Below are 18,991 nucleotides of genomic sequence, written 5' to 3' on the forward strand. Positions count from 1 at the left end.
CCAAGGACAGGAGAACCCAAATGGGAATTTTCGATTTTCTGACCGGAGAATTCATTGATGTCATTCACTGGGTGGATGACAGCCGTGACACAATGGTCTGGCGGTTCGAACGCGAAGGGCACGAAATCAAGTATGGAGCCAAGTTGACCGTTCGCGAAGGTCAGGCAGCTGTGTTTGTGCACGAAGGGCAGTTGGCGGATGTGTTCACGCCGGGTCTTTACATGCTTGAAACCAACAACATGCCCATCCTGACGACGCTGCAGCATTGGGATCATGGGTTCCAGTCTCCGTTCAAGTCGGAAATCTACTTCGTCAACACGACACGGTTTAACGACCTGAAATGGGGCACAAAAAACCCGATCATGCTGCGGGATCCAGAGTTCGGCCCAACGCGCATCCGCGCCTTTGGTACGTATACAGTTCGCGTCAAGGACCCGGCGAGATTCCTGATTGAAATCGTCGGCACCGATGGCGAATTCACCATGGACGAGATCAGTTTTCAGATCCGCAACATCATCGTTCAGGAATTCAGCCGTGTCATCGCAGGCTCGGGCATCCCAGTGTTGGATATGGCCGCGAACACGGCCGATCTGGGCAAGTTGATCGCGGCCGAAGTCTCACCCGTTCTTGACGGCTATGGGCTGGATATGCCCGAGTTTTATATCGAGAACATTTCGCTGCCACCAGCTGTCGAGGCCGCGCTGGACAAGCGCACCTCGATGGGTCTGGCAGGAGACTTGGGCAAATTCACCCAGTATTCGGCAGCAGAAGCAATGACAGCGGCTGCAAACAACCCCGGACAAGGCGGTGGCATGGGCGCCGGTCTTGGTATGGGGATGGGCATGGCGATGGCGCAGCAATTGTCGAATATGGCAGCGGGCCAACCCAGCGGCCCTTGGGGATCGTCCGCCCCCGCTGCCCAGCAACCACCAGCGCATGCGGCACCGCCGCCACCGCCTCCGGTCGAGCATGTGTGGCATATCGCGGTTGACGGTCAGACAAGCGGGCCGTTTTCGAAGGCCAAGATGGGCCGCATGGCGACCGACGGTGAGATCACGCGCGACACGCATGTTTGGACGGCGGGCCAGGATGGTTGGAAAAAGGCTGGTGATGTTCAGGAATTGGCCCAGTTGTTTACGATCCTGCCGCCTCCACCTCCGGACGCTTGATGCCAACAGACTAGCATCGTGCCAGCAAACAAGGCGGACAAATGACTGAAGAACACCGCTTTCCCTGCGACCAATGTGGGGCGGATTACCGCTTCAATCCGGGTGACGGCACCCTGAGCTGTGACCATTGCGGTCATTCCGAGCCGATCAGCACCGGCCCATGGGGCGGTGCCAGCTTGCGTGAGTTGGATTTTGACGCGGCCATCGCCGACCGCCTGCCCGAAAGCGAGATTGAGGAAACCCGGGTTCTGTCCTGTCCGAACTGTGCCGCTCAGGTCGAGTTCGATCCGGACACGCATGCAGCCGAATGTCCGTTCTGCGCCACGCCGGTGGTGACGGATACCGGGGTCAGCAGGCATATCAAGCCGAAAGGTGTGTTGCCGTTCGCGTTGGACGAACGCGCCGCTCATAAAGGCATGAGTGATTGGTTAGGTGGTCTGTGGTTTGCTCCCAATGGGCTGAAAGACTATGCCCGAAAAGGGCGCCGGATGCAGGGTATTTACGTGCCCTACTGGACCTTCGATGCGGACACAAAGTCCAGCTATCGCGGCGAGCGTGGCGTGGTGTACTATGAAACCCGCACGGTGATGCGCGACGGCAAACGCGTGCAGCAGCAAGTGCCAAGAACCCGTTGGACACCTAAGTCAGGACGTGTGGCGCGGTTCTTTGACGATGTTCTGGTATTGGCGTCGCGCTCTCTCCCCAAAAAATACACAGATGCGCTTGAGCCTTGGGACCTGCCTGCATTGGAACCCTATCAACCCGAGTATCTGGCGGGTTTTCGGGCCGAGGCCTACACCGTTGAATTGCAAGAGGGTCACGCCGAGGCGCGCGCCTACATGGCGCGGGTAATCGAGCGGGATGTGCGTTTTGATATCGGAGGAGACCGACAGCGCATCCATGCCGTGGACACGGACGTCCGGGATGTTACTTTTAAGCACATCCTGCTGCCAGTTTGGATGGCCGCCTACAAATATCGCGGGCAAACCTATCGTTTCGTGGTGAACGGGCGAACGGGACGTGTACAGGGAGAGCGCCCCTGGTCTGCAATCAAAATCACCATCGCTGTTGTTCTGGGCCTGCTGATTGCTGCCGGTGTCGGTTATATGGTGGCGACAGGGCAACAATAACCCTTGCCGGCCAGACACCCACGCCCCCTTGAACATCCTTTGGTCCGAAGCCATCCTCCGCGTCGCGAGTTTGGGGAGAAAGCCGCTGTGACAATATCCGTACTGAATACCCTGCTTGAGGATCGGCATTCTTGCCGTGCGTTTCGTCCCAACCCGGTCCCCAAGGGTCAGATCGAACAAATCCTGACCAGTGCCTCGCGTGTTCCAAGCTGGTGCAATGCGCAACCATGGCATGTGGTGATCACCAGCGGTGAGGAAACGGACACCTTCCGCCGCGCCATGCGGACCGAAGCTGAGACTGGCACCGCCACCCCTGATCTGCCTTTTCCCACGTCGTATTCCGGTGTCTATCAGGATCGCCGCCGCACCTGCGGCTGGGCTTTATACGAAGCAACCGGTGTCGAACGCGGTGATCGCACCGCATCTGCGCGTCAAATGATGAAAAACTTCACTTTGTTTGGTGCACCGCATTGCGCCATTGTCTCTAGCCCTGTGGAACTGGGCGCTTATGGTGCTTTGGATTGCGGCGGGTTTGTCACGGCATTTACCCTGGCCGCTCAGGCGCTCGGTATTGCGACAATTCCACAAGCGGCGCTTGCCAGCTATAGCCCGTTTTTACATCGCTATTTTGATATCCCGGATGACCGGTTGATCTTGTGCGCGATTTCATTTGGCTATTCAGACACAGATCACCCTGCAAACGCTTTTCGAACGGATCGCGCGGCTTTGGGTGACATTGTCGACTGGCGCGGATAAACCTTCCCATCAAACAGACCTGCACAACATCAGAGGTTCAATTTGCGCGCGCTGCTACAACGCATTTCCCATGCCAAGGTCTCGGTCGATGAGGTTGTTGTCGGACAATCAGGACCTGGGTTGCTGATTTTTGTGTGTGCGATGCAAGGTGATGACGAACAGCAGGCCGCGAAGCTGGCGGCCAAGGTTTCAAAGCTACGCATTTTCAAGGATGACGCTGGCAAGATGAACCGCTCGATCGTGGACAGCGGCGGATCTGCTCTTGTTGTCAGCCAGTTCACATTGGCCGCCAACACCGCTAGCGGCAACCGCCCTGGCTTTTCCGAGGCTGCTGCTCCGGAAACAGGTAAACACTTGTACGACGTTTTTGCCCAATACCTGGTATCGCACGGGATTGCCGTGGAAAAGGGGCAATTCGGCGCTGATATGGCTGTTGAGTTGCTCAATGACGGGCCTGTAACAATCTGGATGGACAGCCAATGACCCAAGCAGAACAAGCAATCAAACTGTGGCAGGCTGGGGTCGCGGCGGTCGACGGTTACACTGCAACACAATCCGCTTTGTCGGACGTCCCGAAACCCGATCGTATTCTGGCCGTTGGGAAACCCGCCGCAGCGATGGCGCGCGCAGCGATGGATCATTTCGGAATCGTTCCCACCCTTGTGGTCACCAAGGATGATCATGGCCGGGATCTGCCTGACGGCGTTGAGGTCATCGAAGCCTCTCATCCCGTGCCTGACGGCCGAAGCCTTGCAGGTGGGCGCGCTTTACGCCTAGCTGTTGAGGCAATGCAGCCGGGCTCGCATCTGCTGCTTTTGGTCTCGGGTGGGGCGTCGTCGTTGGCCGAGGATCTGTTGCCGGGAAACTCGCTTGAGGATCTTGAGGCCCTGAACAGGAGTTTGCTGTCCGAAGGTCTGGATATCACGGCAATGAATGCAAAACGTCGCGCGCTGTCCCGTGTCAAAGGCGGTGGATTGCTGTCGCATTTTGCGGGCAAAAAAGTAACAGTGTTGGCGATCTCAGATGTGCCCGGTGATGATCTTCACGTCATCGGGTCGGGGATTGGCGCATTGCCAGATACCTACACCTTCGAGGCCACGACCCGTATTATCGCATCAAACGCACATGCCCGGGCTGCGGCAACAAATGCGGCGCAGGTCGCCGGGTTCACCGTGCACGCGGATGAAGAGGCCCTGCACGATGACTATCTTTCTGTGTCTGCTTATCTGGGGTCGCGATTGCGGCAAATGGAACCCGGCGTGATGGTATTTGGCGGTGAGCCGACGGTGGTTCTGCCCGACAACCCGGGGCGCGGCGGTCGAAATCAGGCCCTTGCGCTTGCTTTGGGGCGCGAGATATCCGGCGTCCCTGGAATCACGGTGGTTGTTGGTGGCACCGACGGCACGGATGGCCCGACAAACGCGGCAGGTGGGATCGTTGATGGTTCAACCTGGGCCGAGGGGGCCGAAACCGCATTGGAAAACGCCGATAGTGGCAGCTATTTGGACAAGGTTGATGCTTTGCTTGTGACCGGCCCAACGGGCACAAATGTCATGGATCTGGTTGTCGCAATAAGAAGGTAGTTTGACGCTTTTACCCCGTCCTATGACCAACAGGACCCGGAGACTGCCACAATGACGTCTGCACCCAACTCGCTAAGTGAGATCGAGGAAATCGCCGACTTAGGCATCCATCTATCTGATGGGTGTCGCCTGTCTGCTCGGGTATGGCGACCCACGGACGTAGATCAGTCTCCGGTTCCGGCAATTCTGGAATATCTCCCCTATCGCAAACGCGATGGCACCGCTGCACGGGATGAACTAACCCATCCGTGGTTCGCCAAACGCGGCTACGCCTGCATCCGCGTGGATATGCGCGGTAACGGCGATAGCGAAGGCTTGATGACCGATGAGTATACCCAGCAAGAACTGGATGATGCTGTCGAAGTTATTCAGTGGCTGGCGGATCAACCTTGGTGCAGTGGCTCGGTAGGGATGATGGGAATCAGCTGGGGCGGCTTTAATGCGTTACAGGTCGCCGCGATGCGACCCGACCCGCTTAAGGCCATCATCACCCTATGTTCGACAGCGGATCGGTATGCAGATGATATCCACTACAAGGGTGGATGTCTGTTGAACGAAAACCTCGGCTGGGGCGCGACGATGTGGTCCTATTCCTCGCGTGCGCCCGACCCCAAGTTACGCCCGAACTGGCGTGAGCTGTGGTTGGACCGGTTGGAGAGCGAGCCGTTTTTGCCGTCGGTTTGGTTGCGGCACCAAACCCGTGACGACTACTGGCGACATGGCTCGGTTTGCGAAGATTTTGGGGCGATCCGTGCAGCAACGCTTGCGGTTGGTGGCTGGGGGGACGCGTATAAAAACACCGTTCCGTTGCTCATTGAACAGTTGAACACTCCGGTTAAGGGCATCGTTGGCCCTTGGGTTCACAAGTATCCGCATTTTGCAGTGCCAGAACCTCGGATTGGCTTCCTTCAGGAAGCGCTGCGGTGGTGGGACCATTGGTTGAAAGACGTAGACACCGGGGTGCAAAACGATCCGGATTATCGGGCCTATGTGATGGACGGTGTGCGCCCTGAACGTTGGTACGCCGAGCGAGCCGGTCACTGGATCGCAGAACCTGACGGTGCGACATCTCAACTGCCCACTGTGACCTTGCCCATTTCGGATGCGGGGTTCGGTCAGGCCGGTCATTTGAATGTACGCATACGCTCGCCCCAGCATTGCGGCATGGATGGCGGCGAGTATTGCGCCATCTGGTTGGGCCCTGACATGCCTGGCGACCAGCGGGCCGATGATTCATTGTCGGCCTGTTTTGACAGCGAACCGCTGGGCGATACCATGGACATCGTAGGCGCACCGCGGGTGCGACTGACGGTCAGCACCGACAAACCGCAGGCTCAGATCGCGATACGCCTGAACCATATTCATCCCGACGGCGCCACGACCAGAATCACCTACGGGGTTCTGAACCTTGCGCACTGGGACAGCCATGCAGACCCCGCGCCGCTAACACCCGGCGAACCTTATCAAATTGAAGTTGACCTGGATCACATTGCCTACCGTGTCCCTAAGGGGCATCGGTTGCGCCTGTCTGTCTCCAGCGCATATTGGCCGTTGATCTGGCCCTCTCCAGAGATGGCCGAGCTGCATTTGACAGCGGGCGAGGTTACGATCCCGCAGCGGGAACCTGTGTCGTCTGACGAGTGCGTGTTTCCTCCGCCTGATTCTGAAGAGCCGCGGAAAGTCAAAACCTTACGGCAAACATTGAATTCCCGCCGTGTCGAAACGGATATGAATACCGGAGAAATACGTCTGATCATCGAGGATGATTTTGGTCTTGTCGAAGATTGCGCGCATGGGTTGATAAGTGGCGGTTCTGCACATGAGATTTGGTCAATACGTCCCGATGACCCGCTTTCTGCACGGGGCACCTGTGACTGGATCCAGGAACAAAAACGCGGCGACCTGGAATTGAAAACTGCGACAAGTTGCGAGATGTGGTCTGACACCGAAAATTTCTATCTGCGCGCTTCGATAAACGCCTACGAAAACGAAGTGCTATTGTTTTCAACGCTCAAGGAGGACACGATAGCGCGGAACAACTTGTAGATCCAACCACTAAGGGCAGGACTTTAAACTTGCCCGGCAGGTTGAAATGCGCCAACGTTGACTCAAGCGTCAATAAAAAGTCCGCAAAGGGCTATAACAAACCAAAGGGAGATCTTTGCATGAACGACCAACTCACTCACATGACCGGACAAGTGACGGCAGGAAAACTAACACGCCGCGAATTCATGGGGAAAGCGGCCGCCCTTGGGGTCACTGCCGCGATGGCCAGCACAATGTTCGCAGATGCCGCCCGCGCTGCAGGCGCCAAAAAGGGTGGTGATCTGAAATTTGGCCTGCAGGGCGGCGAATCTACGAACTCGCTCGACCCGGCAACCTATGCCAGCTCGGTTCCGTTCCAGAACGGCAAGCAGTTTGGCGACCAACTGGTTGAAGTGGCACCTGACGGTACAATCGAGCCACGCCTTGCCGAAAGCGTTGAAGGCAGTGCAGACGCCAAGGTCTGGACCTTCAAGCTGCGTCAGGGTGTCGAGTTCCACAACGGCAAGACCATGACCAGCGAAGACGTTCTGAAGACGATGGAGCGCCATTCGAACGAAGACTCCAAGTCGGGTGCCCTCGGCATCATGAAAGGCATCGAGTCGATGAAGGCTGATGGCGACAACTTCCAGGTCACCCTGACCGAGCCAAATGCCGACCTGCCCTATCTGATGGCTGACTATCACCTGATCATTCAGCCCGATGGCGGCATGGACAACCCTGCAGCAGGTATCGGTACCGGCCCCTATAAGCTGGAAGTTGATGAACCGGGTGTACGCCACCTGTTCACCAAGAACGAAAACCACTGGAACAGCGATTTCGGTAACTTTGACAGCGTCGAAGTGGTCGTCATCAACGACGCGACAGCGCGTACTGCTGCGCTGCAATCCGGTCAGGTGCACGCGATCAACCGGGTTGAACCAAAGGTTGCCGACCTGCTGGGCCGCGCGCCCAATCTGACGGTGAATTCGACGGCTGGTCGTGGGCACTATGTGTTCATCATGCATTGCGACACGGCACCTTTCGACAACAATGAACTGCGACTGGCACTGAAATACGCCATCAACCGCGCCGATCTGGTCGACAAGGTCCTACGCGGCTACGGCTCAATCGGGAACGACATGCCAATCAACGCGGCATATCCGTTGTTTGACGAGACAATCGAACAGCGTGAGTTCAGCGTTGAAAAGGCTGCAGAACACTACAAGAAATCGGGTCATGATGGCTCTCCGATTGTCTTGCGTGTCGCCGACGGTGCGTTCCCTGGTGCCGTAGATGCTGCCGCTTTATTCCAGCAGACCGCTGCTCAGGCTGGTATCCCGCTGGAGATCAAGCGTGAACCAAACGATGGTTACTGGTCCGAAGTTTGGAACGTTCAACCGTTCTGCGCGTCGTACTGGGGTGGCCGTCCGGTTCAGGATCAGATGTATTCGACCGCATATCTGTCCACCGCAGACTGGAACGACACCCGGTTCAAGGTTCAGGCGTTCGACGACATGTTATTCGCGGCCAAGGCGGAGCTGGACGTTGAAAAACGCAAGGGCATCTATAGCCAGATGGGCAGAATGGTCCGCGACGAAGGTGGTTTGATCTGCCCGATGTTCAACGACTTTGTCGAGGGTATCAGCAACCAGCTGGACGGGTGGGAATCTGACCCGACGCAAGAGATGATGAACGGCAACATATCTCGTAAGATGTGGTTCGTCTGATACGGACTACGGATCATGCATCCCATCATCAAACTGGTTTCCCAGCGCCTGGCGCTGGGAATCCTACTACTGCTCGGCGCTTCGGCCCTGATTTTTGGCCTGACCGAAGCCCTTCCCGGAGACGCCGCGCAAGCCGTCCTGGGGCAGTCCGCAACCCCCGAGGCCCTTGCAAACCTGCGCGAAGAGATGGGTTTGGACCGTCCCGCATTGACCCGCTATGTCGAATGGCTGACAGGCATCCTGCAAGGTGATCTGGGTCAGTCGCTCACCAACAAGCTCGACATCGCTGACAGTATCGGAAAACGACTGGGAAATACGCTGTTCCTGGCGTGTGTTGCCGCGATCATCTCGGTTCCGCTTGCGATTTTTCTGGGCCTGTTGGCCGTCCGCTACCGTAACCGTTGGCCGGACAAACTAATTTCAGCGATCACGCTGACAACGGTTTCGATCCCCGAGTTTCTCATTGGCTATGTGCTGGTGTATTTCATTTCGGTAAAGCTGGGGTGGTTTTCGTCCCTTGCAATGGTCAACGATTCCATGTCGTTGGGGCAAAAACTGTATGCAATTGCGCTGCCGGCGTTGGTTCTGACACTCGTGGTTCTGGCGCAGATGATGCGTATGACCCGGGCCGCAATTTTGAACCTGATGCAGTCTGCGTATATCGAGACTGCCGAACTCAAAGGACTGTCCACCTTTCAGGTTATCGCCAGACACGCCTTTCCAAATGCCATTTCACCAATCGTAAACGTTGTCATGTTGAACCTGGCTTATCTGGTGGTCGGCGTTGTCGTGGTTGAGGTTGTGTTCGTCTATCCCGGCATGGGGCAATACCTTGTCGACGCCGTGACCAAACGCGATGTGCCGGTTGTTCTGGCCTGCGGCGTAGTCTTCGCGGCCGTCTACATTGGCCTGAACATGGTCGCTGACATTGTGTCTATCCTTGCGAACCCAAGATTGAGGCACCCGAAATGATGAAGAATATTCCTATTTCGGCAGCCATCGGTCTGTTTTTCACTGGCACCTACTTTTTGGTGGCCATCGCCGCGCCTTTGATCGCGCCTTACGGAATGGCCGAAGTGGTTGGGGACGTCTGGGAACCGGCCAGTGCCAAACATTTGCTGGGAACCGACAATATCGGACGCGATCTGCTGACCCGCATGATCTATGGAGGTCGTACCACGATCTTTATCGCGGCGGCTGCGACACTCCTTAGCTTTCTGACCGGTACGTCGCTTGGCCTGCTTGCTGCAGTTATGGGCGGTTGGGCTGATCAGGTTCTAAGCCGGGCGGTCGATCTGGTCATGTCGATTCCGACGCTGATCCTGGCGCTGGTCATTCTGGCGATTGTCCCTGTGACCGTTCCGATCCTGATCCTTGTGATGGGCCTTTTGGACGCCACACGCCCTTATCGATTGTCGCGATCTGTCGCGGTGGATATCAACGTGATGGATTATGTCGAGGCCGCTAAGCTACGCGGAGAAGGCCGGCTCTGGATCATCTTCCGGGAAATCCTGCCCAACGCGCTGTCGCCATTGGTGGCAGAGTTCGGTCTGCGGTTCATCTTTATGGTGCTGTTCATTTCGACCCTGTCGTTCCTGGGTCTGGGCGTGCAGCCGCCGCTGGCAGATTGGGGCGGTATCGTGAAGGAAAACAAAGATGGCATCGTCTATGGCATCGGCGCAGCACTATACCCGGCCGTCGCCATCGCGACACTCGCCATCTCGGTCAACCTTGTGGCTGACTGGGTGCTGAACCGTACAACTTCGCTGAAAGGAGGCCGGGGATGAGTGATACCCTTCTCAAGGTCCGCGACCTCAAGATCGGCGCGACTGTGTATCCGCCGGGTGAAAAACCCCATGACATTGAAATCGTGCACGGGGTCAGCTTTGACCTCGCGCCCGGCAAAGTCTTAGGGCTAATTGGCGAATCCGGGGCCGGCAAATCCACTATTGGCTTAGCATCCATGGCTTACGGCCGGGGCGGTGTCGAAATCACTGGCGGCGAAGTCTGGGTCAATGGGCGGGATATCCTGAAGTCTCCGTTTGGCGACATACGCAAATTGCGCGGGGGCGAAGTGACCTATGTTTCGCAATCCGCGGCGGCGTCCTTCAACCCTGCCAAAAAAATCATGGATCAGGTTGTCGAAGCCGCGGTCGAACAGAAAAAATTCTCGCGCAAGGAAGCCGAAAAGCGCGCGCGCGAGCTGTTCGCCAAACTGGGGTTGCCTGATCCGGACAATATCGGGGATCGGTATCCGCACCAGGTTTCCGGTGGGCAGCTACAACGTTGCATGACCGCCCTCGCCTTGTGTCCCGAGCCGGATCTCGTGGTGTTTGACGAACCCACGACAGCGTTGGACGTGACCACCCAGATCGACGTTCTGATGGCGATCAAAGAAGCCATTCGCGACACCGGTGTTGCCGCTCTCTACATCACTCACGACCTTGCTGTTGTGGCGCAAGTCAGCGACGACATCATGGTCCTGAAAATGGGCAACACGGTCGAATACGGCAGCACGGATCAGATCATCAACAAACCGCAGGAAGAGTACACCCAAGCGTTGGTCTCGGTCCGCTCGATCGAACATGAAGAGAAACAGCCCACGCCGGACCCGGTGCTGAGCGTCGACGGGATCACCGCACGCTACAAGGGGCTGAACTTCGACGTGTTGCACAACGTCAATGTCGAGCTTCATCCAGGACAGACACTGGCTGTTGTGGGCGAGTCCGGCTCGGGCAAATCCACGTTGGCGCGGGTGATTACAGGTCTACTACCGCCGAGCGGCGGTGAGATCACATTTGCAGGGCGCAAGCTTTCGGCGGATCTGGCCGGACGCTCGCGTGAAGATCTGCGTGAGCTGCAGATGATTTACCAGATGGCGGATGTCGCGATGAACCCGCGCCAGACCGTCGGGACAATCATCGGTCGGCCGCTGGAGTTCTACTTTGGCATGCGCGGTGCGGAAAAGCGCAAGCGGATCATCGAACTGCTGGATGAGATCGAACTGGGCGAAAAGTTTATGGATCGCTATCCGGCAGAGCTGTCGGGCGGTCAGAAACAGCGTGTCTGTATTGCCCGTTCGCTAGCGGCCAAGCCCAAGATGATCATCTGTGACGAAGTGACATCAGCATTGGACCCGCTGGTCGCAGATGGCATCCTGAAACTGTTGTTGGATTTGCAAAAGATCGAGGACGTGGCCTATCTGTTCATCACCCACGATCTGGCGACCGTGCGCGCCATTAGCGACAGTATAGCGGTGATGTATCAGGGTCGGGTGGTTCGCTATGGTCCCAAGAGCGAGGTCCTGAGGCCGCCATTTGACGACTATACAGACCTGTTGCTTAGTTCGGTGCCCGAGATGCATCTGGGATGGCTGGAAGAGGTCGTTGCGCATCGAAAAATGGAAAGCGCCGGGAACTAAGCCCGCAAATCAACACTTGAACCCGGCGCGTTTCGACACGCCGGGTTTTGTTTTTCTCACGCAGTGCTGCCGTATCGCCGCTGATGTCGGACCAGTAGCTCGCTTAACTCGTCCCGGTACCGCATGCCGCTTAACGTTTGCTGCAACCTCCCATCACCGTCGAACAACAGCAATGTAACGTGCGGCACGCCATAACGGTTGGCGAAGGTTGCGCCCTTTGTCTGACTGACATCCGCAACCAGATACACCAGATCGCATTCACCAAATTGCTTCATTGCATTTCGGGTTTCGCGTTGCAGGGCAGTACATGTCGCACACTGCGGATCATGCACCTGAACCACCACCGGTTTGCCTTGACCGATCCGAGTAAGATCCTGCTCGGCCTGCATCGCGTTTACCGATCGCATCATCCAGAAACCGCCGCCGCCAATTGCCACGGCGGCAACGCCAACATTCCGCGCCCAGCGCAATACATCGCGACGAGAGGGGTTTTGCTGCGCCTCAGACGTTTTGGCCCTTTGTTTCTGGGCTTTCTTGCGTTTGGAGATTTTGGCCATGAGTCATCCAGAGCTGGTTTGCAACAAGAACAACAATAGTGTCCGTCGCCATTGATGCGGTTCACAATTTCGACAACACAATTATGCTGTTTAAGCGATAGTACTGTCGCTTTTCTGACAGCCAAACGGCGTGCTTGAAACCACAACACTCAAAACAGAAGTGGAAAGGCACAGCATGGATCGCAAAATTCTACTGATCATTCTGGACGGAGTTCCGTATCGCAACTTTCGCCGCCTTTTTGGTAACCTGGAAGGCTGGGTTCAAAACGGTGAGGCGCGTGTCTGGAAACATCGCGCGGTTCTGCCGTCGATTTCTGCCAGTTGCTATGCTTCGATCCATACCGGTGTGACGCCGCAGGAACATGGCTGTACCGGCAATGGCAATGTATTCCGCCTGGGCCATAAGGACGTGTTCAGCCAGGTGAGAGAAGCCGGGGGCAAGACCGGCGCCGTAACCCACAGCTTCTGGTCACAGTTTTTCAATCGCCATCCGTTCGACTATGTGCGTGACGTCGAATATGACGAACCAGATAGCCAGACGATCAACCACGGTCGCTTTCACTCGATGACCGGCTATGGCAAGGACAATCAGATGACGCCGTCGGACGTGGATCTTTTTGCCACGCTGACCAATCTGTGCCTGCGACACCGGCTGGATTACGGCATTCTGCACAGCTGTACGCTGGACAGCATGGGGCATCGCTATTTTCACGACTGTCAGGAAATGGACCATGCGTGCTTTGTAATGGATGAAATGTTGGCCCCTTTCATCCCGCGGTGGCGCCAATTGGGATACGAAGTGATCGTGACCGCAGACCACGGACAGGACGAGCGGGGACATCACGGCGGGTGCGGTGAGCTACAGCAAGATACGGCGCTTTACTATTTCGGTGATGCGCAAGGCCCTGATCCGGGCACGGTCATTGACCAGCTGCAACTCGCACCGACAATATTGAAACGCATGGGTGCCCCGGTTGCAGAGACAATGAAGGCCGAACCGTTTCTGAAGTAATCCGGCGGGGCATCAGTCGTAGGACCAGATGCCCTGCCCCAAAGCCTCGATCGCGACCGAGATTCTTTCAAAACTGTCAGACGCGCGTTTGACGGTTGTTCGGGCGCGAATATACCCGTGAACAAGGCCCGGTTCGTTGATCCAATGCGCTTTGCCCCCTGACGCTATGATTTTCTCACAATACGCCGGTCCATCATCGCGCAGTGGGTCACAGTCGGCGGTGATGACAACAGTTGGTGGAAGCCCCGAGAAGTCGGTATCATTCAAAGGGGCATAAGTTGGATCCCTCTCGGGTTTCGTTTCCCCAAAGCGAACCTTTTCGTAGAACTGGATGTCTTCGAGCGTCAGAAGCGGCGCATAGGCATGTTCAACGTACGACCCTTGCGTCCTGTCACCGCCCAGACCCGGATAGATCAGTACTTGCCCCAAAACATGCTCTAGCCGCCCGCGCGCGTGATGCGCGACGGATGCTGCCAGATTGCCGCCGGCGCTGTCACCTGCAAGAACAATGGGATCGCCAAATTCGCTGGCAGCCCATTCGACGGCGGCCCAACTGTCGTCAAACTGCGCCGGATGCACATGTTCCGGGCACAACCGATAATCAACAGCCACAACGCGATACCCAGTTTGCACGCAAATCTCGGCACAGACGTCATCGTGGCTGTCGAGACCACCCAATATGAAGCCGCCGCCATGGAAGTAGACGACGGTTCGGGTCGGATCTCCGGCTGTGTAAACGCGAACGGGGACGCCGTCGGCGGACCGGTCCTGCGTTTTTACTTGATTGGGTCGGGGTTGGCGAAAGTCCTGACACATCGTGTCATAAACCCGGCGTTGATCGTCTATGGACAGGTCAACCGCGTCGTCGGGATAGCTTTCAGCCGTCCGTCTTATGAACGCCCAGGTTTCTTCATCAATCAGACGTTCATAATCCATAGCCCCTCCGTGATCAGGCTGCCCACTCCCATGGCCGGGTGAACGTTCCCAGCACTGTGCTGACATCGTCTTCGGAGGAGCCGTTCGCGTCAAGCTGTGCGACAAGCCCACGCTTTTTGTCATCGATGACCGAGACAACCCGCGCATCGACGCCCGCTTTTTCAAGCGCGCCGTTGTAGATACGGGTAATCGCGTTTTTGCGTAGATCAGGTTTGAACACCTTGCCCACGGCGGTTTTTGGCAACTCTGTCAGAATCGTCATGTGCTTGGGTTGCGCGGCCCGTTCGTGGACGTGGACTGTGCAGTACTCCAGCAACTCTTCTTCAGTCACGCTGGCACCGTCGACGAGTTCTACAAAGGCACAAGGCACTTCACCTGAATGGGCATCCGGTTGGCCGATGGCGCCCGCAAAGGCGACCGCCTCATGGCCCAGCAATGCCTCTTCAATCTCTGCCGGGTCAATGTTGTGGCCGCCACGGATGATCAGGTCCTTGGCGCGCCCTGTGATCCACAGATACCCATCCTCGTCAAATCGACCCAGATCGCCCGTGCGCAGATACTTGTCGAAATGATAGAGGTTCGCGTTCTTTTCCGCCTCGGTATAAGTGTTGCCCGCGTAGACGCCAGGGTTCGATATACAGATCTCGCCGATCTCGTCAGCACCACATTCCTTGGGACCATCTGGCCCATCCTGCAGGATTTTGACATCCGTATAGGGGAACGGAATACCGATTGACCCGATCTTCTTCTCGCCATCCACCGGGTTACAGGACACAAGGCAGGTGGCCTCGGTCAGGCCATAGCCTTCGACGATCGTGACACCGGTTGCTTCTTCGAAACGTCGGAACAGTTCCACGGGTAAGGGTGCGGAGCCCGAAAACGCCGTTTTCACGGATGAGATATCCGCATCTACCGGGCGCTGCATTTTGGCCGAAATCGCCGTTGGAACCGTGATGATGAACGATACTTTCCAGCGCTCGATCAGCTTCCAGAAATTGTCAAATACGCCGTCGCCGCGATACCCGGCCGGTGTCGGAAAGATGACATGCGCGCCGGATGAGACGGCGGCCATCATGATCACATGCACCGCGAAGACGTGGAACATGGGCAGCGGGCACATGATCACGTCATTTTCGTCAAACAGCAGCGTATTTCCCAGCCAGCCATTGTAGACCAGCCCGGAATACTTGTGCTGCGCGACTTTGGGCATGCCGGTGGTCCCACCAGTGTGGAAGTAGCAGGCCACACGATCTTCTTTGCTGTCTTCAAATGTCAGGCTGGTCGGTTGTTTGGCCAACTCCTGATTGAAACTTTTGTAATCCGCATGGGCCAGATGCTCTTTGTCACCCATCTTGGGACGCAGGAAAGGCACCAGCCAGGATTTCGGTGGCGTCAGGTAACGGTTCAGGTCGATTTCCAGAATTGTGTTGACCTTGGGCGCGTGGCGGACGGCTTCTTCAACCTTTTGTGCCACATCTGTCTTCGGGAAGGACTTCAGCGTCACCACAACCTTAGCTTTGGTTTCGCGTAGAATGGAGGCAATCTGTTCAGGTTCCAGCAATGGGTTGATCGGATTGACGATCCCCGCCACGGCGCCGCCCATCATGGTCACAAGCGTTTCGTTGCAATTGGGCAGAACATACGCCACCACATCCTTTTCACCCACACCGAGTGACCGGAACAGGTTGGCTGCCTGATTGACCTTGCCCAGCAAGTCGGACCATGTCAGTGTTTCGGCCTTATCATTCGGGCCCGAGAACAGCTGGAAACTGATCGCCTTGTGGTTTGGAAACTTACCTGCTGTTCGCGACAACAACTGATGGAACGTGACCGGGAGATCGCGATCCTCCCAGGACATTTCCTGCTCCATACGCACTTTGTCTTCTAGACCCTCAAATGCCATGTGGCTCCTCCCCATTTTTTCTCCCATGCGCGGCACAGGGTTTTTGATCTATCCTAGGATGGGACCATATCCTTGTCGTCGCAAGCAAGGGCTTAGCGTCGGATTTCTGGAAAATGTAGAATGACGCTGCGGCGGATCGCCATTTGTCGGTACGTCACTTCATTCTGCGGCGACGCCATCCGTGAATTGAAGACGGGCCAACCGGGCATACAGCCCGTCCTGTGCCACAAGATCTTCATGGGTGCCTTGTGCCACGATCTGCCCGGCCTCTAGCACCACGATCCGGTCGGCCTTTTTGACCGTCGCCAAGCGGTGCGCAACGATCAGGGTCGTACGCCCGGCGCGCATTTGATCCACGGCGCCCTGAACGGCACGCTCGCTTTCAGCATCGAGGGCCGACGTCGCCTCATCCAGCAACAGGACCGGCGCATCGCGCAGAATGGCACGGGCGATCGCAATTCGTTGTTTCTGGCCACCGGACAGCATCACGCCACGTTCTCCGACAAAACTGTCATAACCTTCTGGCAATGCTGCAATGAAGTCATGTGCCGCAGCCGCTCGCGCGGCCGTCTCAACTTCGGCATCCGTAGCATCCAGTCGGCCAAAGCGGATGTTTTCGCGGGCCGAAGCAGCAAAGATCACCGGGTCCTGCGGAACCAACGCCATTTGAGCGCGAAAATCTGCGCGATCCAGGTCTCGCAGGTCTTGGCCATCCAATGTGACGCGACCAGAGTTCGGGTCATAGAACCGTTGGATCATCTGGATCACGGTTGTCTTACCTGCCCCCGACGGACCCACAAAAGCAACAGTTTCGCCCGGGTTCACTTGAAGCGATAGATGGTCCAGCGCGATTACATCAGGGCGTGCGGGATAGCGGAAGGTAACATCTTCAAACCCGATTTCACCGCGCACGGGTTGCGATAGCGATCCGGCTTGCATCGGATCGGACACCGTATCCTCGGCATTCAGCAATTCAATCAGGCGTTCGGTAGCGCCGGCAGCGCGCTGAAGCTCGCTCCATATCTCGGACAAGGCAGCTACGGAGCCTGCCATGATGATCGAGTAGATAACGAACTGGATCAGCACGCCCTCGGTCATGACACCGTTGCGGACGTCATTCGCCCCCATCCACAGCACGCCGACGATACCGGAAAAGACCAGGAAGATCACGATGACTGTCAGTACGGCTCGAGTCCTGATGCGCCGTAGTGACACCACATAAGACGTCTCGGTCATATCACCGAATTGTTTGCGACTGGCTTGTTCGTGGGTGAACGCCTGCACCGTCTGGACAGCCCCCAGCGCTTCGCCCGCATTGCCCGAAGACGCCGCGATCCAGTCCTGGTTTTCGCGGCTGATGACTCGCAAACGACGGCCCAGAACCAGTATTGGAACGACAACGATTGGGATCAACAACAGGACAAGACCAGTCAACTTGGCAGAGGTCAGCAGCATCAATACCAGCCCGCCGATGAACATCAGCATATTCCGCAACGCGATCGAGACAGAGGACCCCAGAACCGATTGAATCAATGTCGTGTCCGTCGTGATCCGGCTAAGCACTTCGCCGGTCATGATACGCTCGTAGAATTCCGGGCTCATACCGATCACACGGTCGAATACGGCCTTGCGAATATCCGCCACCACTCGCTCACCCAGCCGGGTGACCAGCGTATAACGTATCCCTGTGCCGACAGCGAGAACGGCGGCAATGCCCAGCGCGGCCAGAAAGTACCAATCCAGCAGCTCCCCGTCTTGAATGCGGAAATTGTCCACCACGCGACGTACGGCCAGCGGTAGGGTCAACGTCATGCCCGCCGTCAGTATCAAAGCCAGCGTGGCACCGATCATCAACCATTTGTAAGGCAGCATGAAGGGCCAGAGAGACGCCAGCATGCTCAGCTTTTTCGATCCGGGCCGTTCCTCGCTGGCGCCGGGGGCCGGCGCGTTTGCTGGGTTGGCGGTGGTCTTTCGTGCCATATCGGGCCCTTACGCTCCAAACGGTCCTGAGTGGAAGCTTCTTGACCCTAGCAGCACCTGTGGTCAAGCAGCACAACACTTTTGGAGGCTTGCACGGGCCATTTGACGCAGAGATTGGGGAGATATTCTGGAGCGGGTAGACGGAATCGAACCGACATAATCCGCTTGGAAGGCAAGCGCGTTTATTTTTATTTGTTAAATAAAAACAAGTACTTGAGAGGCTTGATAATTGTCATTTGCAGATCTTGTGTCGGAAAATAAAACTTGGAGCGGGCGGCGGGAATCGAACCCGCGTCATTAGCTTGGAAGGCTAAGGTCTTACCACTACACAACGCCCGCTCAACAGAGACATCACCTATTTCATGTGAATTTTGACGTCAAGAGCGCGTTTCAGCTTAGAGCAACATTGTTGGCTCGTTTAAGGTCTTGGCCCAGAGCGAGCCTTGCCGATAACTTCAAGCGCCGCGATGCATTCACCAGACTAGACTTTCGCTGCCGTGCCGAGTTCTTGCCTCACCCGAATTCACAGTCTGTGGGACATTACCGACCTTCACTTTGCGACACCTAAACTGGTTGGAAAGGGCCACAAAGCAGACCTTCGCTGCCTTTGCAGCACTGGGCCTCAGCGACGGCGGCAATGCACAGGAAGCGGACTTTAGATCAAAGATGCAGTGTCTTGGAGCAATGGACAGCAGCTATGCGGACAAACCTGCCTTTCGCTGCGGTTGCTCCAATGACGGCTTCATGCGCTTGAGGACAGAGTCGACCTATCAATGCTTATGCGAGAATTAC

The 18,991-nt window shown here is 56.6% G+C and carries 15 protein-coding genes and 1 tRNA gene; 11 read left to right on the forward strand and 5 right to left on the reverse strand.

All coding sequences use genetic code 11. The annotated features are described in order from the left end of the window. The first annotated feature begins 20 nt into the window (after positions 1-20). The 10 genes from ACR0BU_RS03135 (at position 21) to ACR0BU_RS03180 (ending at position 11,811) form a co-directional block, all read left to right on the forward strand. Positions 21-1,169: an SPFH domain-containing protein gene (locus ACR0BU_RS03135; RefSeq protein ID WP_480734813.1), complete on the forward strand. Its 1,149-nt coding sequence runs from the start codon at positions 21-23 to the stop codon at positions 1,167-1,169. Positions 1,170-1,210: 41 nt separating this feature from the next. Then, positions 1,211-2,299, forward strand: a complete 1,089-nt coding sequence (locus tag ACR0BU_RS03140) for a TFIIB-type zinc finger domain-containing protein (RefSeq protein ID WP_480734811.1) — start codon at positions 1,211-1,213, stop codon at positions 2,297-2,299. Between the two features lie 87 nt (positions 2,300-2,386). Then, positions 2,387-3,055 (forward strand): nitroreductase, encoded by a 669-nt coding sequence (locus tag ACR0BU_RS03145; protein ID WP_480734809.1) that lies wholly within the window; start codon positions 2,387-2,389, stop codon positions 3,053-3,055. Between the two features lie 42 nt (positions 3,056-3,097). Further along, entirely contained in the window at positions 3,098-3,538 is a 441-nt protein-coding gene (gene dtd / locus ACR0BU_RS03150; protein ID WP_300068229.1) for a D-aminoacyl-tRNA deacylase, read from the forward strand. After that, positions 3,535-4,638, forward strand: coding sequence for a glycerate kinase type-2 family protein (locus tag ACR0BU_RS03155; protein WP_480734808.1), 1,104 nt, complete (start codon positions 3,535-3,537; stop codon positions 4,636-4,638). Before dtd ends, ACR0BU_RS03155 begins: the two co-directional genes overlap by 4 nt. A 51-nt stretch (positions 4,639-4,689) precedes the next feature. Beyond that, a complete protein-coding gene (locus tag ACR0BU_RS03160; RefSeq protein WP_480734807.1) occupies positions 4,690-6,684 on the forward strand; it encodes a CocE/NonD family hydrolase in 1,995 nt (664 codons plus the stop codon). Positions 6,685-6,803: 119 nt separating this feature from the next. Then, positions 6,804-8,390 carry an ABC transporter substrate-binding protein gene (locus ACR0BU_RS03165; RefSeq protein WP_298933432.1) on the forward strand — a complete coding sequence of 529 codons (1,587 nt, stop codon included), beginning with the start codon at positions 6,804-6,806 and terminating at the stop codon, positions 8,388-8,390. 15 nt (positions 8,391-8,405) lie between these two features. Further along, the gene (locus ACR0BU_RS03170) at positions 8,406-9,362 is read left to right on the forward strand and encodes an ABC transporter permease (RefSeq protein WP_480734806.1); all 957 of its coding nucleotides are present in this window, start codon (positions 8,406-8,408) and stop codon (positions 9,360-9,362) included. Further along, entirely contained in the window at positions 9,362-10,177 is an 816-nt protein-coding gene (locus ACR0BU_RS03175) for an ABC transporter permease (RefSeq protein WP_480735792.1), read from the forward strand. Before ACR0BU_RS03170 ends, ACR0BU_RS03175 begins: the two co-directional genes overlap by 1 nt. Next, the gene (locus tag ACR0BU_RS03180; protein WP_480734804.1) at positions 10,174-11,811 is read left to right on the forward strand and encodes an ABC transporter ATP-binding protein; all 1,638 of its coding nucleotides are present in this window, start codon (positions 10,174-10,176) and stop codon (positions 11,809-11,811) included. Before ACR0BU_RS03175 ends, ACR0BU_RS03180 begins: the two co-directional genes overlap by 4 nt. A gap of 56 nt (positions 11,812-11,867) precedes the next feature. Here ACR0BU_RS03180 and ACR0BU_RS03185 read toward each other — a convergent pair whose 3' ends face one another. Further along, positions 11,868-12,368, reverse strand: a complete 501-nt coding sequence (locus ACR0BU_RS03185) for a thioredoxin family protein (protein ID WP_480734802.1) — start codon at positions 12,366-12,368, stop codon at positions 11,868-11,870. Between the two features lie 175 nt (positions 12,369-12,543). On the opposite strand from ACR0BU_RS03185, the gene ACR0BU_RS03190 reads away from it, so the two are divergent. Further along, a complete protein-coding gene (locus ACR0BU_RS03190; protein WP_480734800.1) occupies positions 12,544-13,380 on the forward strand; it encodes an alkaline phosphatase family protein in 837 nt (278 codons plus the stop codon). Positions 13,381-13,392: 12 nt separating this feature from the next. Here ACR0BU_RS03190 and ACR0BU_RS03195 read toward each other — a convergent pair whose 3' ends face one another. The 4 genes from ACR0BU_RS03195 to ACR0BU_RS03210 form a co-directional block, all read right to left on the reverse strand. Next, positions 13,393-14,316, reverse strand: a complete 924-nt coding sequence (locus ACR0BU_RS03195) for an alpha/beta hydrolase (protein WP_480734798.1) — start codon at positions 14,314-14,316, stop codon at positions 13,393-13,395. 13 nt (positions 14,317-14,329) lie between these two features. Continuing rightward, positions 14,330-16,219, reverse strand: coding sequence for an acyl-CoA synthetase (locus ACR0BU_RS03200; RefSeq protein ID WP_480734796.1), 1,890 nt, complete (start codon positions 16,217-16,219; stop codon positions 14,330-14,332). Positions 16,220-16,378: 159 nt separating this feature from the next. Further along, positions 16,379-18,199: an ABC transporter transmembrane domain-containing protein gene (locus ACR0BU_RS03205; protein ID WP_480734794.1), complete on the reverse strand. Its 1,821-nt coding sequence runs from the start codon at positions 18,197-18,199 to the stop codon at positions 16,379-16,381. A gap of 265 nt (positions 18,200-18,464) precedes the next feature. Then, positions 18,465-18,538, reverse strand: a tRNA-Gly gene (locus ACR0BU_RS03210). Between the last annotated feature and the right edge of the window lie 453 nt (positions 18,539-18,991).

The organism is Ruegeria sp. CK2 (assembly GCF_056536585.1).